10 protein-coding genes are annotated in these 14,228 nt (G+C 70.5%); 7 read left to right on the top strand and 3 right to left on the bottom strand.

Translation table 11 applies throughout. The features are described from left to right. Positions 1-39: 39 nt before the first annotated feature. The 3 genes from ARC20_RS03960 to mdtD all read left to right on the top strand — a co-directional run bounded on the left by ARC20_RS03960 (position 40) and on the right by mdtD (position 2,935). The gene (locus ARC20_RS03960; protein WP_057644650.1) at positions 40-294 is read left to right on the top strand and encodes a WGR domain-containing protein; all 255 of its coding nucleotides are present in this window, start codon (positions 40-42) and stop codon (positions 292-294) included. 10 nt (positions 295-304) lie between these two features. After that, positions 305-1,369, top strand: a complete 1,065-nt coding sequence (gene hemE / locus ARC20_RS03955) for a uroporphyrinogen decarboxylase (RefSeq protein WP_057644647.1) — start codon at positions 305-307, stop codon at positions 1,367-1,369. Positions 1,370-1,522: 153 nt separating this feature from the next. Continuing rightward, the gene (mdtD, locus tag ARC20_RS03950) at positions 1,523-2,935 is read left to right on the top strand and encodes a multidrug transporter subunit MdtD (protein ID WP_057644643.1); all 1,413 of its coding nucleotides are present in this window, start codon (positions 1,523-1,525) and stop codon (positions 2,933-2,935) included. A 167-nt stretch (positions 2,936-3,102) separates the two neighbouring features. Here the strand turns inward: mdtD and ARC20_RS03945 are convergent, their stop codons facing one another. Both ARC20_RS03945 and ARC20_RS03940 read right to left on the bottom strand, forming a co-directional pair. Further along, on the bottom strand, positions 3,103-6,690 hold the full coding sequence (locus ARC20_RS03945; RefSeq protein ID WP_237642497.1) for a hybrid sensor histidine kinase/response regulator: 3,588 nt from the start codon (positions 6,688-6,690) through the stop codon (positions 3,103-3,105). Positions 6,691-6,763: 73 nt separating this feature from the next. Continuing rightward, entirely contained in the window at positions 6,764-10,300 is a 3,537-nt protein-coding gene (locus tag ARC20_RS03940; protein WP_057644640.1) for a hybrid sensor histidine kinase/response regulator, read from the bottom strand. Positions 10,301-10,438: 138 nt separating this feature from the next. On the opposite strand from ARC20_RS03940, the gene ARC20_RS03935 reads away from it, so the two are divergent. From ARC20_RS03935 to ARC20_RS03925, 3 genes are read left to right on the top strand one after another with little or no spacing between them, the layout of a single operon-like run. Beyond that, a complete protein-coding gene (locus tag ARC20_RS03935) occupies positions 10,439-11,110 on the top strand; it encodes a YceI family protein (protein WP_057644637.1) in 672 nt (223 codons plus the stop codon). Beyond that, positions 11,107-11,673 carry a cytochrome b gene (locus ARC20_RS03930; RefSeq protein ID WP_057644634.1) on the top strand — a complete coding sequence of 189 codons (567 nt, stop codon included), beginning with the start codon at positions 11,107-11,109 and terminating at the stop codon, positions 11,671-11,673. Before ARC20_RS03935 ends, ARC20_RS03930 begins: the two co-directional genes overlap by 4 nt. An 11-nt stretch (positions 11,674-11,684) precedes the next feature. Continuing rightward, a complete protein-coding gene (locus ARC20_RS03925; protein WP_057644631.1) occupies positions 11,685-12,251 on the top strand; it encodes a YceI family protein in 567 nt (188 codons plus the stop codon). Positions 12,252-12,516: 265 nt separating this feature from the next. Here ARC20_RS03925 and ARC20_RS03920 read toward each other — a convergent pair whose 3' ends face one another. After that, positions 12,517-12,753, bottom strand: a complete 237-nt coding sequence (locus ARC20_RS03920) for a glutaredoxin family protein (protein ID WP_057644628.1) — start codon at positions 12,751-12,753, stop codon at positions 12,517-12,519. Positions 12,754-12,840: 87 nt separating this feature from the next. Between ARC20_RS03920 and ARC20_RS03915 the strand changes: the two genes are divergently transcribed. Beyond that, the gene (locus tag ARC20_RS03915; RefSeq protein WP_057644625.1) at positions 12,841-14,223 is read left to right on the top strand and encodes an L-serine ammonia-lyase; all 1,383 of its coding nucleotides are present in this window, start codon (positions 12,841-12,843) and stop codon (positions 14,221-14,223) included. Positions 14,224-14,228 lie beyond the last annotated feature (5 nt).

Genomic DNA, 14,228 nt, shown 5'->3' with positions numbered 1-14,228 from the left:
TCCCGGCGTCGCGCCGGGCCAGCCGGTACAATCGGCGCCATGCGCGTTTACCTGCGACAACCCCCGATCGGCACCGCGCCCCTGCGCTACGTGCAGCTCACCCTGGCCCCCGACCTGTTCGGCGGCTGGGAGCTGGTGCGCGAGAGCGGCGAGATCGGCGGGCGCATCCAGCTGCGGCGCGAGCAGTACCTGCTGCAGGAAGAGGCGCAACGCGCCTTCGACAAGGCCCGCGACTCGCAACTCAAGCGCGGCTACGAGATCACGCCGGCGCCCGGTGGCGACGACGGCCCCTGAAGGAAACCCGATGCTGAAGAACGATCGCCTGCTGCGCGCCCTGCGCCGCGAACCGGTGGACTGCACGCCCGTGTGGCTGATGCGCCAGGCCGGCCGCTACCTGCCGGAGTACCGCGCCACCCGCGCCAAGGCCGGCAGCTTCCTGGCCATGGCCAAGAACCCGGAGATTGCCTGCGAGGTCACGCTGCAGCCGCTGCGCCGTTTCCCGCTGGACGCGGCGATCCTGTTCTCCGACATCCTCACCGTGCCCGACGCGATGGGCCTGGGCCTGTACTTCGCCGACGGCGAGGGCCCGAAGTTCGAGCGCCCGCTGCGCAGCGCGGCCGACGTCGCCAAGCTGGCGGTGCCGGACATGGGCACCGAGCTGCGCTATGTCACCGACGCGGTGCGGCTGATCCGTCGCGAGCTGGATGGCGCGGTGCCGCTGATCGGCTTCTCCGGCAGCCCGTGGACGCTGGCCTGCTACATGGTCGAAGGCGGCGGCAGCAAGGAGTACGCCCGGATCAAGGCGATGGCGCTCAACGAGCCGGCGCTGCTGCATCGCGTGCTGGAGGTGGTGACCGACGCGGTGATCGCCTACCTCGGCGCGCAGCGCGAGGCCGGCGCGCAGGCGCTGCAGGTGTTCGATACCTGGGGCGGCGTGCTGTCGCCGGCGATGTACCGTGAATTCTCCCTGCCCTATCTCACCCGCATCGCGCGCGAATTGGCACGCGGCGAAGGTGCGCAGCGCACGCCGCTGATCCTGTTCGGCAAGGGCAACGGCGTGCACCTGGAGGCGCTGGCCGCCAGTGGCGCCGAAGCGGTGGGCGTGGACTGGACGGTGGAACTGGCCGATGCCGCGCGCCGCACCGGCGGCCGCGTCGCCCTGCAGGGCAACCTCGATCCGGCCACGCTGTACGGCGCGCCGGACGCCATCGCGCGCGAGGCCACCCGCGTGCTCGACAGCTACGCCGAAGGCAATGGCGGCTCGCGCGAGGGCCATGTGTTCAACCTTGGCCACGGCATGTCGCCGGACATGGACCCCGAGCACGTACGCGTGCTGGTCGATGCCGTGCACGAGATCAGCCGCCGCTGAGCCCACCCCGCCCCGCGCGACCATCGCGCGCGGGCTTGCCGAATCGGCCCCCTCGCCATCCCGCATCGGGCGAAAAGCACGGCGATGCCACTTCCCGGCATCGCCTGCACATGCCCTGTCCGATAATGGGGCGTCCCCTTCGTGCGAGCGCCCATGAACACCCCGCCGACCTACGCCTCCCTGCGTCCCTTGCTGTGGCTGGTGTCGTTGGCGATCTTCATGCAGATGCTGGACTCGACCATCGTCAATACGGCCCTGCCGGCGATGGCCAGCAGCCTGGGCGAAAGCCCGCTGCAGATGCAGTCGGTGGTCTTCAGCTACGCGCTGGCGGTGGCGATGTTCATCCCGGCATCGGGCTGGGTGGCCGACCGCTACGGCACGCGCCGCACCTTCCTGGCCGCGATCATCGTCTTCACCCTCGGCTCGTTGCTGTGCGCTGGCGCCCAGCAGCTCGGCCAGCTGGTGGCCGCGCGCGTCGTGCAGGGCATCGGCGGCGCGATGCTGCTGCCGATCGGCCGGCTGGCGGTGCTGCGTTCGGTGCCGCGCGAGGAGTTCCTGCGCGCGATGAGCTTCATCGCCATCCCCGCGCTGATCGGCCCGCTGATCGGCCCCACGCTCGGGGGCTGGCTGGTGGAAGTGGCCTCGTGGCACTGGGTGTTCCTGATCAACCTGCCGATCGGGGTGATCGGCCTGGTCGCCGCGCTGAAAATCATGCCCGACCACTACGGCGCCCAGCGCCAGCGCTTCGACCTTACCGGCTACGTGATGCTGGCGTTCGGCATGGTGGCGCTGTCGCTGGCGCTGGACGGCATTTCCGAGCTGGGCCTGCGCAGCGCGTTCGTGATGCTGCTGACCATCGGCGGCCTGGCCGCGCTGATCGGCTACTGGCTGCATGCCGCCAATGCAAAGGCGCCGCTGTTCCCGCTGGCGCTGTTCCGCGTGGCCAGCTACCGCATCGGCATCCTCGGCAACCTGTTCTCGCGCATCGGCAGCGGCAGCATGCCGCTGTTGATTCCGCTGCTGCTGCAGGTCGGCCTGGGCATGAGCCCGATGAACGCCGGCCTGATGATGGTGCCGGTGGCGCTGGCGGGCATGGCCTCCAAGCGGGCTGCGGTGCGGCTGGTGACGCGCTTCGGCTACCGCCGCGTGCTGATGATCAACACCGTGCTGGTCGGCGTGATGATGGCGAGCTTCGCGCTCGTCGACCCGGGCCAGCACATCGTCTGGCGGCTGGTGCAGCTGGCCGTGTTCGGCGCGGTCAACTCGTTGCAGTTCACCGTGATGAACACCGTGACCCTGCGCGACCTCGACCGCGACATGGCCAGCCCCGGCAACTCGTTGCTGTCGATGGTGATGATGCTGGCCACCGGCTTCGGCGCGGCCGCCGCCGGCAGCCTGCTGGCCGCCTTCAGCCATCACCTGGGCGTGGACCACGGCGATGCCACCGAGGCACTGCACGCCACCTTCGTATGCGTGGGCGCGATCACCCTGACCTCGACGCTGATCTTCTGGCAGCTCTCCGACATCCGGCCGGAACCGCGGCAGGTGGAGGAAGTGGCGGAGTAAGCCGGGCCGGCACGAGCCGCCCCGCACCAGGCAACGCACTCATGGACTGCCGACCGCTCATCGCGGAAGTAGTGAAAGGCTGAGTCCCATCCGTGGGTACCCGCGAGTGGTCCTCTCGTTGTGCAGGAGGACGCTATCGCCGCGGAAGTTCGCGGGCATCCGCAAAACTACGTTTCGTCGCGTAAGACCTGCGCGATCGCTTCAGTCAGGATTTCCCCCGTCACCGGCTTGCGCAGGAACCCGTCGAACCCCGCCGCGCGCGCCGCCGGCTCCGCCTCGGCATCCGCGCGCGCGGTCACCGCGATCAACGGCATCGCATGGCCGAACACGCGCAGCTGGCGGGCCAGCGCGAAGCCGTCCAGGCCGGGCAAGTCCAGGTCCAGCAGCGCCACGTCGAACGGCTGTTCGGCCACTTCGGTCAGCGCGGCCAGGCCATGCGCGGCATGCACGACGCGATGCCCGCGCGCGGCGAGCAATCCGGAAATCACTTCGGCGATGGTGGCGTCGTCTTCCACCAGCAGGATCTGCAGGCCCGCTTCGATCGAGGGCGCCACCGCGGCGGCCGCACTGCGCGCCGCGCCGGAGGTGACCCAGCGCAGCGGCAGCTCGACGATGAAGCGCGTGCCATGCCCCAGCCGGCTGACGATATCGATGCGGCCGCTCATCGCCACCGCCAGTTCCTGGCAGATCGCCAGGCCCAGGCCGCTGCCACCGTAGCGTGCCGCGGTGCGCGGGCCTTCGCCCTGTTCGAAGCGGCGGAACAGGCGCTGCTGCTGTTCGGCGCTGACGCCCGGGCCGGTGTCGGCCACTTCGAAGCGCAGGCCCTGCCCCGGCGCCAGCGTGCCCACATGCAGCGTGACGCTGCCGCGTTCGGTGAATTTCACCGCGTTGTTGAGCAGGTTGAGCAGGATCTGCCGCACGCGGGTGACATCGCCGTTGGCGGTGAGCTCGCCGGGCAACGCGTTGTCGAGCACGAAGGACAACCCGCGGCTCTCGGCCAGCGGCGCGGTCATCGCCGCGACCTCCTCCACCAGCTGGTTCACCGAGAACGGTTGCAGGTCCAGCTCCAGCTTGCCCGACTCGATGCGCGCCAGGTCCAGCGCGTCGTTCACCAGCCGCAGCAGGTGCGCGCCGGCGCGGCGGATCGCCTCGGTGTAGCCGCGCTGGCGCGTGTCCAGCGGCGTATTGAGCAGCAGCTCGCTCATGCCCATCACGCCGGTCATCGGCGTGCGCACCTCGTGGCCGAGCGTGGCCAGGAAGCGCGTCTTGGCCAGCGAGGCCTGCTCGGCCAGTTCCTGCTTGTGGATCGCCAGTTGCCAGGCATGCAGGCGACGCAGGCGGCGCCGGTACAGCAGCACCGCCACGCCGATGACCAGCAAGCCCAGCGCCGAGAGCACCGCGATGCCCCAGCCGCTGCGCCACCACGGCGGCATCACGCGAAATTCCAGCGTGCGCACCTTGGACCACACGCCGTCCACCGTCTTGCCCTGCACTTCCAGGCTGTAGCGCCCCGACGGCAGGCGCGAGAACAGGCGTTCGCCGCTGGGTCCGACGTCGATCCAGTCCGGGTCGTAGCCGCTGAGCTTGAAACGGTAGCTGTTGGCGTCCGAGTCGGCGAAGGAGAGCATGCGCGCGACGATATGCAGGTCGCGGTCGCCGTCGGCGATTTCCAGCGGCTCGACATGCGTGAGGTCCAGCCCGCTCTCGCCGCGGCGCACGCCGACGCGCTCGATCATCAGCGGCGGCTGTCGCGTGGACGGGCGCACGTGCGCGGGGTCGAACAGCACCAGGCCGTCGGGCGTGGCGGCCACCACCTGGCCCAGGCGCGATTGCAGCAGCGTGCGCGGGCGGAACTGCTGGTTCGGCAGGCCGTCGTGCACGCCGTAGATGCGGATGGCGCGGTTGGCCGGGTCGATGCGGATCAGCCCGCGCATGCTCGACACCCAGGCCACGCCGGCGGCATCCACCACCATGCTGCCGGGCTCCAGCGCGGGGAAATCCTCGCGCGCGCCGACGCCATCGAGCAGCTGCAGGCGCTGCCCGTCCCAGAAGTACTGCGACACCTGGCCCATGCCGGCCAGCCAGGTGATGCCGGTATCGGTGAACGCCGAGGCGTAGATCGCCTGCGTGGGCGCGCCCGGTACCGGATCGAAGCGGTCGGCCGCCTCGTTCCAGTGCAGCATGCCGCGGCTGGTCGCCAGCCAGATCAATCCGTCCGGACCCACGCGCATTTCGTTGACCGCCAGCTCGCGGGTGAGCCCGTGCGCGTCGTGCGCCAGCGTGCGCAGCACGTGGCCATCGGGATCGCGCAGCTGGATGCCATCGACATCGGAATACATCCACAGCCGGCCGTCGGCGGTCTGGCGGATCATCTCCGCCTCGCCGTGCATCGCCGCATCGCGCGCGTCGGTGTCGTGCCAGCGCAGCACGCCGTGGTCGGCCGGGTCGTAGCGCACCAGCGAGCGGTACAGGCCGATCCACACGCGCCCCTGCTGGTCCTCCATCACCGATTGCGGCCACTTCAGCCCGTCGACCGGCTGCAGGTGGTGCTCCACGGCGCCGGTGGCCGGGTCCAGGCGATCGAGCATGCCGCGCGTGCCGACCAGCCAGAAACGTCCGTCGGCGGCGCGCGCGGCGGCCAGCACGTAAGGGTTGCCGATCGAGGTGTCGTCCTCGCGCCGATTGGCCAGCACCGCGAACTGCCGCCAGTTCGCCGGCAGGTGCCACAGGCCGGTGTTCGGGCTGGCGAACCAGATGCCGCCTTCGTGGTCCTCGTAAGCGGCCGACCAGTTCGGCTTGACCAGCCCGTGCGCCGAACCGCTGTACAGCGGTACGTTGCGCAGCTCGCCGTCGGCCTCGCGGCCCAGGCCGGAGAGCGTGTCGAGCCAGTAGCTGCCGGCGCTGTCGCGCAGCAGCACGCTGAGCACGGAGTCGTCGGTGATGTGGCGCCACGGGTGCGGGTCCCAGCTGCCGTCGGGATGGCGCAGCAGCGGGCTGCCGTTGGAATCGGCGATCCACAGGCTGCCATCGGCTTCCACCGACAGGCCGTTGATGTAGCGCGTCACGTCGCCCGGCATCGCCAGCCGTTCGAAATCGTGCCCGGTCCAGCGCGCGACGCCGTTCTTGGCCGCCACCCACAAGGTGCCGTCCGGGCCGACCTTCAGGAAATTCACCGAGGTCGAAGGCAGGCTGCGCTCATCGCCCGGGATCGGCATGAAGCGGTGCATCTTCCCGGCCGGGTCCAGCCGGTACAGGCCCCCGGTGGAGGTGCCGAACCAGACGCTGCCGTCGGGCGTGGATTCCACGCACCACACGGTATTGCCGAGCATCTGCGGGTAGCCGCGATGGTCGTAGTAGTGGAAGCGCCGGCGGTCGGCGGTGAGCATGACCAGGCCAGCGTTCTCGGTGCCGATCCAGACCCGGTTGCGCGCATCGACGTGCACGGCCCAGATCATGTTGTCGCGCAAGCCGTCCTCGATGCGCCAGATGCGGTAGCCGCGGCCGTCGTAGCGGGCCAGGCCATCGCCGCTGGCCAGCCACATGTAGCCGTAGGCGTCTTCGGCAAAGCCGTTGATGGTGTTGGAGGGCAGGCCGTCGGCGACGGTGAGCTGGCGCGGCTGCGGCGTGGCCGGCACCGCCGCGGTGGCGATGCCGCTGGCGGCGGCGCACAGGGCGAACAGGCCGCGCACGGCGAAGCGGACGACCCGCCGCCATGCCCCGTTGCCAACACCGTGTCCCGCCACCTGCATCGTCATGTCCGCCTCCCCGGCCCGCATCCTGCTGGGCGGCGGGGCGGGCTGGCAAGTCGGCGGGGCGAGGCGGCAGCGGTCATGCCGTCGCCGGCGCACCGGCCTGCAGGTCGAGCGCGGCCAGCGCGCCGGCCAGCGCCTGCCCGGTCACCGGCTTGCGCAGGAAGCCCGCGCAGCCCGCCGCGCGGGCCTGCGGTTCGGCTTCCGGGTCCGAGCGCGCGGTCAGGGCGATGACCGGCAACACCACCCCCATCGTGCGCAGTTGTCGGACCAGCGCCAGGCCGTCGATGCCCGGCAGGTCGAGGTCGAACAGGCCCACGTCGAACGCCTGCAGCTGCAATTCGGCCAACGCGGCCAGCCCGTGCGCGACCCGCGTGACGCGATGGCCGCGCGCATGCAGCAGGCCGCGGACGACATCGGCCACGGTGTCATCGTCCTCCACCAGCAGCAGGCGCAGCGGGGGCAACGACGCGACCGGCGGGGCGGGCGCGGCGGCATCCAGGTCGACATCGGCCTGCGCGGCCCAGGGCAACGGCAGTTCGACGCGGAAGCAGGCGCCCTGCCCCGGCGCGCTTTCCACCCCGACGTGGCCGCCCATGGCGGTGGCCAGTTCGCGACAGATCGCCAGCCCCAGGCCGCTGCCGCCCTGCCGCGTGCGGCCGTGCGCGCCGCCCTGTTCGAAGCGGCGGAACAGGCCGGCTTGCTGTTCGGTGCTCAGGCCCGGGCCGGTGTCGCGGATCTCGAACACGACGCCGCGACCTGGCGTGGCGGGCATCGCGCGCAGCGTCACCGTGCCGCGTTCCGTGAACTTGATCGCGTTGCTGAGCAGGTTGAGCAGGATCTGCCGCACGCGACTGGGGTCGCCGCGCAGCGCCGGCGGCAGCGCCGGGTCGATCTCGCACGCGAACGCCAGGCCCTTGCGGCCGGCCAGCGGCCGCGCCAGCGCCATCGCCTGTTCCAGCAGCGCGTGCAGCGGAAAGTTGCGCCGCTCCAGCGACAGCTTGCCGGCCTCGATGCGCGCCAGGTCCAGCGCATCGTTCACCAGCCGCAGCAGGTGGCGCCCGGCAGTGTCGATGGCGCTGGCATAGCCGTGCTGGCGCGCGTCCAGCGGGGTCTGCAGCAGCAGCTCGGTCATGCCGAGCACGCCGGTCATCGGCGTGCGCACCTCGTGGCCCAGCGTGGCCAGGAAGTGGCTCTTCGCCAGCGAGGCCTGCTCGGCCACTTCGCGCTTGTGCTGCGCCAACTGCCAGGCATGGCGCGTGCGCAAGCGCTGCCGGTACAGCGCGGCGATCGCCCACACCACCAGCAGCGCCAGCAGGCCGAACAACAGCAGCCCGAGATGGCTGCGCCACCACGGCGGCGGCATCGCCAGGCGCAGGTGGTGGACGTTTGACGCATTGCCCTGCGCGTCCACGCCCTGGATCTGCAGCGTGTACTGCCCCGGCGGCAGCAGCGCGAACTCGCGCAGGGCCTGGCTGTCGAGGTCGCTCCACGCCTCGTCCAGCCCCTGCATGCGCCAGCGGTAGCGGATGCCCTGCCCGTCGCCGAAGGACAGCAGCCGCGCGGCCACGCGCAACTGGCGGTCGGTGGCGCGCAGCGTGAGCGTGCCCTGCACCGGCAGCGCGGTGCGCTGGCCATCGCGCATGACGCTGATTTCCTCGATGCGCAGCGGCGGCGTGACCGGCGCGGGATCGGGCATGCGCGTATCCACCAGCAGCAGGTTGCCGTCCACGGTGGCGCCGGCCAGCACGCCGTCGCGATCCATGCGCAGGCAGCCGCGGATGAACTCCCGGCTGCTCAGGCCATCGCGCAGGCCGAACGCACGCGCGGCCGACATGCCCACCGTGGCGGCCGCCGGATCGATACGCCACAGGCCGCGCCGCGTCGCCAGCCAGATGCGGCCCAGGGCATCCACGCGCAGATCCATGGCCTCGGTCGCCGGCACGCCTTCCGCCGCGGCCATGCGCCGGGCCTGGCGCCAGCGCGCGCCGTCCTGGCGCCACTGCACGAGTTCGCCCAGGCGATAGGTCCACAGGCTTCGATCCGGCGCCAGCGCGAAGGCTTCCACGTCCTGCGCCGGCAGGCCGGGCACCGGCACGAACCGTTGCCGCGCCGCATCCCAGGCATGCAGCCCGCGACTGCCCGACAGCCACACCGCCCCGTCCGGGCCGTTGCCCAGCTGGCCGATCTGCGCACCGGGCAATTGCGCGTCGCGACCGAACTCGAACGCCGCCAGCACCCGGCCGCTGTCCCCCGCGCGACGCTGCACGGTATTGAGCACGCTCAGCCAGATGTCGCCGTGCGCGTCCTCGACCATCCACCCCGGCGCGCCGTACTGCGGCGTGGCATCGGCCGGATCCTGCCAGGTCCAGTACTGGCCGTTCGCCAGGTCGATGCGCGCCAGGCCGGTGAGGTAGTTGCCCAGCCACAAACGGCCGCGATGGTCCTGCACGCCGGCGGTCACCGGCATCGCGCGCAGCGCCGGCCACGCGCGCGGCAGCGCCTGGCGTTCGCCACTGCGCGTATCCAGCCGCGACAACCGGCCTTCCGGCTCGACCTGCCACAGCCCGCCATCGGCCGCCTGCACCAGCGGGCAATACACGCCGTCCCCCAGTTCCACCGGCAACGGCAGCACCGCGGTGCGCTTCCAGTCCGCACGCAGGTAGGCCAGGCCGCGACCATGCAGCGGCACCCACAGCCCGCCGTCCTGGCCGCGCAGCAGCGTCATCACGTTGCGCCGCCGGCTCAGCGGCACCTGCTCGCCGAGCATCGGCACGGGGTCGGCATCGCCATGCGTGCGCCACAGGCCGCGCTCGCTGCCCAGCCAGTATTCGCCGTCGCCGGCGGCGGCGATCGCCCAGGCGATGTTGCCCGCCTCGGTGCCGAAACGTCGCGACCAGGGCGGCAGGTGCCATTCGCCATCGGCATCGCGCCACGCAATGCCGGCGGCACTGCTCGCCCACAGGCGTCCATCGATCCAGGCCAGCGCGAACAGGCCGTCCTCGATGGGCATCGCCTCGCGGCGCAGCTGCGCGCCGTCGTAGTGCAGCAGCCCGCCGGTGGTGCCCACCCACAGTTCGCCGGAGGGCGTGGAGGCCATCGCCATCACGTGCGCGTCTGGCGGCAGCAGCCCGGCGGTATCCACGCGGGCGAGCGCGCCGGCCGCATCGATGCGATAGAGCTGGCCGGCCTGCGTGCCAAACCACACCTCGTCGCGGCGACCGGACAGCGCGAAGACTTCCTCGTCACGCAATTGCGGATGGCTGCCGGTGCGGTAGTGGCGAAAGCGCTGGCGCGCGGCATCGAGCATGCTCACGCCGCGGCCTTCGGCCGACACCCAGATGCGGTCCTGCGCATCGATGTAGAGCGCCTGCACCGAATTGCCGGGCAGCGAGGCGGCATCGCGCGGATCGTGCCGCCAGACCTTGAAACCGGCGCCGTCGTAGCGCGCCAGGCCGTCACCGGTGGCCAGCCACAGGTAGCCCTCGCGATCCTGCGCGATCCCTGCAATTTCCGTGGAAGGCAGGCCATCGCCCCCTTCGACCAACCCGAAGCGCGGCTGCTCCGGCACGGCCGCGTGCGCGGCCACGGCCATCCCCAGCCCGGCCCAGGCCATCGCGCCCCTGCACCAGGCGCGCAATCCCTTGCCCGTCATCCCTGTCGTTCCTTTCGCGTCCTGCCGCGCATGCTCGCAACGGATCGTTGCGGGCGCAACCGCGAGCGTGACACCCGGGGTATGCCTAGAATCGCCGACATGAATCCACGCGCCCGCCTCCTGCTGCTGTCCCTGGTCCTGGCCGCCATCCCGATGGCCCAGGCCGCACCCGTGCAGTACGCGCTCGACCCGGTGCATACCCGGGTACTGTTCTCCATCGACCACGCCGGGTTCTCCAAGGCGCTGGGCACGGTGTCCGGCAGCGAGGGCAGCCTGCGTTTCGACCCGGAAGACTGGCAAGCCGCGCGGCTGGACGTGAGCGTGCCGCTGACCCGCCTGGACCTGGGCGATGCCAAGTGGAACCAGGCGGTGCTGGCGCGCAACCTGCTCGATGGCGAACGCTTCCCGCAGGCGCATTTCGTCTCCACCCGCGTGGAGCCGATCGACGCGCAGCACGCCAAGGTATACGGCACGCTGACCCTGCACGGCGTCAGCCAGGAGATTGCGCTGGACGTCACGCTCAACCAGCTCAAGCGCCATCCGCTGCCGCCGTTCCACCGCACCGCCGGCTTTTCGGCCACCACCACGATCAGCCGCGCGGCCTTCGGCATCGATGCCTGGAAATCGGTGATCGGCGATGAAGTGCAGCTGCGCATCGAGGCCGAGGCGATCCGCCAGGGCAAGGCGGAAGAGGATGCCGAACCCGAATCCGCGCCTGCGTCCGACTCCCCGACCTCCTCCGCCGCACCCGCCAAGGAAGCCACGCCATGACCCTGCGCAACACCGCCGACCGCTGGGGGGGCGTGAGCCAGACCCTGCATTGGCTGATCGCCGTGCTGATCCTGCTGCTGGGCATCGTGGGCCTGACGATGGGCGAACTGCCGAAGACCCCGAAATATTTCTGGGTGTACACCGCGCACAAATCGCTGGGGCTCACCGTACTGGCGCTGGTCGTCGCGCGGCTGGCGTGGCGCGTGTATGCCGGCGCGCCGAAGCCGGTGCCGGGCACGCCGGGCTGGCAGGAGAAGATCGCCACCGCCACCCACTGGCTGCTGTACGCGCTGATCTTCATCCTGCCGCTGTCCGGCTGGCTGTATGACTCGGCCAGCGGCCTGCGTCCGTTCCGCTGGTTCGGCCTGGTCGAAGTGCCCAAGCTGAGCGGCCCGGACGAAGGCATCCGCGCCGTCGCCCACTTCTTCCACGAGTGGGGCTTCTGGCTGTTGATCGCCGTGGTGCTGGCGCATGCCGGCGCCGCGTTCTACCACCACCTGTTCCAGCGCGACGCCACCCTGGCCCGGATGCTTCCGCGCGGCTGGCTTTCTCCCAAGACCTGAGGAAACCCCCGATGTCCTCCAAGTTCGCTTCCCCGGCCGCCGTGGCCGCCTCGCTCGTCGCCCTGCTGGCCGGCGCCCCGGCGCTGGCCGCCGACTACGTGCAGGCCCCCGGCTCGACCCTGGTGTTCGCCAGCAAATACGACGGCGAGACCTTCACCGGCACCTTCCCCGGCTTCAGCACGCAGCTGAGCTTCGACCCGGCCAACCTGGCCGCCGCCAAGCTGGACGTCGCCATTCCGCTGGCGGGCGCCAAGAGCGGCAACCCGGACCGCGACTCCACGCTGCAGGGCGCGGATTTCTTCAACGTCGCCAAGTTCGCCACCGCGCACTACCGCGCCACCAAGTTCCGTTCGCTGGGCGGCAACCAGTACGCCGCCGACGGCACCCTGGAACTGCGTGGCGTGAGCAAGCCGGTCACGCTGACCTTCACCTGGACCCCGGGCGCGCAGCCGGTGCTGGCGGGCAAGGCGACGGTCAAGCGCCTGGACTTCGGCGTCGGCGGCGGCGACTGGGCGGACACCAAGACCATTCCGAACGAAACGGCGATCAGCACCAAGGTGGTCCTGAAAGCCAAGTAAGCGCCTTCGGGGCGTGCCAGTCGTCGCGCCCTTGCGGGCGGAGCCGTCATCCTCGCCGGCTCCGCCCTTTTTTATGAAAGACGGAAAGCCGCCCTTGATCTTCGATCCGCCATGGGAAGCCATCGGGCGTCCGGGGGCAGGCCCCTTTCGGGACCGTAGGCGACATGGATGTCGCCTACGAGCCTCCATGGATGGATTCACGGCGTGTCCCGAAAGGGGCCTGCCCCCGGGCGCCGTGCAGGGAACCCATGCGAGCCGAAGCTTCTCAACAAGCGGCCCCGTCAGCCAGCCAGGCCAACAAGCGAACAGCATCGAAAGGCCAATCCAGCTCCCGCCCCGAAGCGTCGCGCAGCACCGGCACCCGCACCCCGTAGCGCGCCTCAAGCCCCGGATCCTCGTCGATGAAGACGCTGGTGAAGTCCCCGGCCCGCGCGGTGGCCAGCACCGTCACGGCCATGTCGCACAGATGACAGTCATCGCGTTGATACAACGTCAGCCCCATACATTCCCCGGCGAATTGCTGCACTGCGTTCAGGCCTGACCCGGCCCGCGGACTAGAATACTCAACCTTTCTTGCCGTCCCCGCACCATGGCTGTCAGCACGTTCGACCTGTTCAAGATCGGCATCGGCCCGAGCTCATCCCATACCGTGGGCCCGATGCGCGCCGCCGAGCGCTTCGTCCACCGCTGGCTGCTGGATACCGGCCGCCTCCAGGACACCGTGCGCCTGCGCGCCGAAGTCTTCGGCTCGCTCGCCCTCACCGGCCGTGGCCACGGTACCGACAAGGCCGTCCTGCTCGGCCTGGAGGGCCACCGTCCGAACCTGATCGACCCGGACATCATCCCGGCCACGTTGGAGCGCATCCGCAGCAGCAAGCGCATCAACCTGATGGGCCAGCACGAGATCGCCTTCGAAGAGAAGCGCGACCTGCCGATGAACAAGCGCCAGAAGCTGCCGTTCCACACCAACGGCATGCGCTTCACCGCCTACGATGCCCACGACGAAGTCATCGCCACGCGCGATTACTACTCCGTCGGCGGCGGCTTCGTCGTCAACCAGGACGACGCCGCCGACGACCGCATCGTCGCCGACGAAACCCCGCTGCCCTACCCGTTCAACAGCGGCGACGAACTGCTCGCCCAATGCGCGCGCAGCGGCCTGAGCATCGCCGAGCTGATGTTCGAGAACGAAAAGAGCTGGCGCAGCGAGGCGGAAATCCGCGACGGCCTGCGCGAGCTCTGGAACGCCATGCAGAGCTGCATGCAGCGCGGCATCCGCGAGGAAGGCACCCTCCCCGGCGGCCTGCACGTCTCGCGCCGCGCGCCCACGCTGTACCGCGAACTGTCCTCCAAGCCGGAGGCCAACATGCGCGACCCGCTCACCACGCTGGACTGGGTGAACCTCTACGCGCTGGCGGTCAACGAAGAGAACGCCGCCGGCGGGCGCGTCGTCACCGCCCCGACCAACGGCGCGGCCGGCATCATCCCCGCCGTGCTGCACTACTTCGACCGCTTCTGCCCCGGCAGCAACGAACAGCGCATCTTCGACTTCCTGCTCACCGCCGCCGCCATCGGCATCCTCTACAAGGAGAACGCCTCGATCTCCGGCGCCGAAGTCGGCTGCCAGGGCGAAGTGGGCGTGGCCTGCTCGATGGCTGCGGGTGGCCTGGTCGCCGCGCTCGGCGGCAACCCGGGGCAGATCGAGAATGCCGCCGAGATCGGCATGGAACACAACCTCGGCCTGACCTGCGACCCCATCGGCGGCCTGGTGCAGATTCCGTGCATCGAACGCAACGCGATGGGCGCGGTGAAGGCGATCAACGCCTCGCGCATGGCGATGCGCGGCGACGGCAAGCACAAGGTCTCGCTGGACAAGGTCATCAAGACCATGCGCGACACCGGCCGCGACATGCAGGACAAGTACAAGGAAACCAGCCGCGGCGGACTGGCGGTGAACGTCATCGAGTGCTGACCGGC

This window comes from Stenotrophomonas panacihumi (assembly GCF_001431645.1).
GTDB classification, from domain to species: domain Bacteria; phylum Pseudomonadota; class Gammaproteobacteria; order Xanthomonadales; family Xanthomonadaceae; genus Stenotrophomonas_A; species Stenotrophomonas_A panacihumi.
The sequence above is the reverse complement of the archived record's forward strand: the minus strand, read 5'-3'. Positions and strand labels throughout refer to the sequence as shown.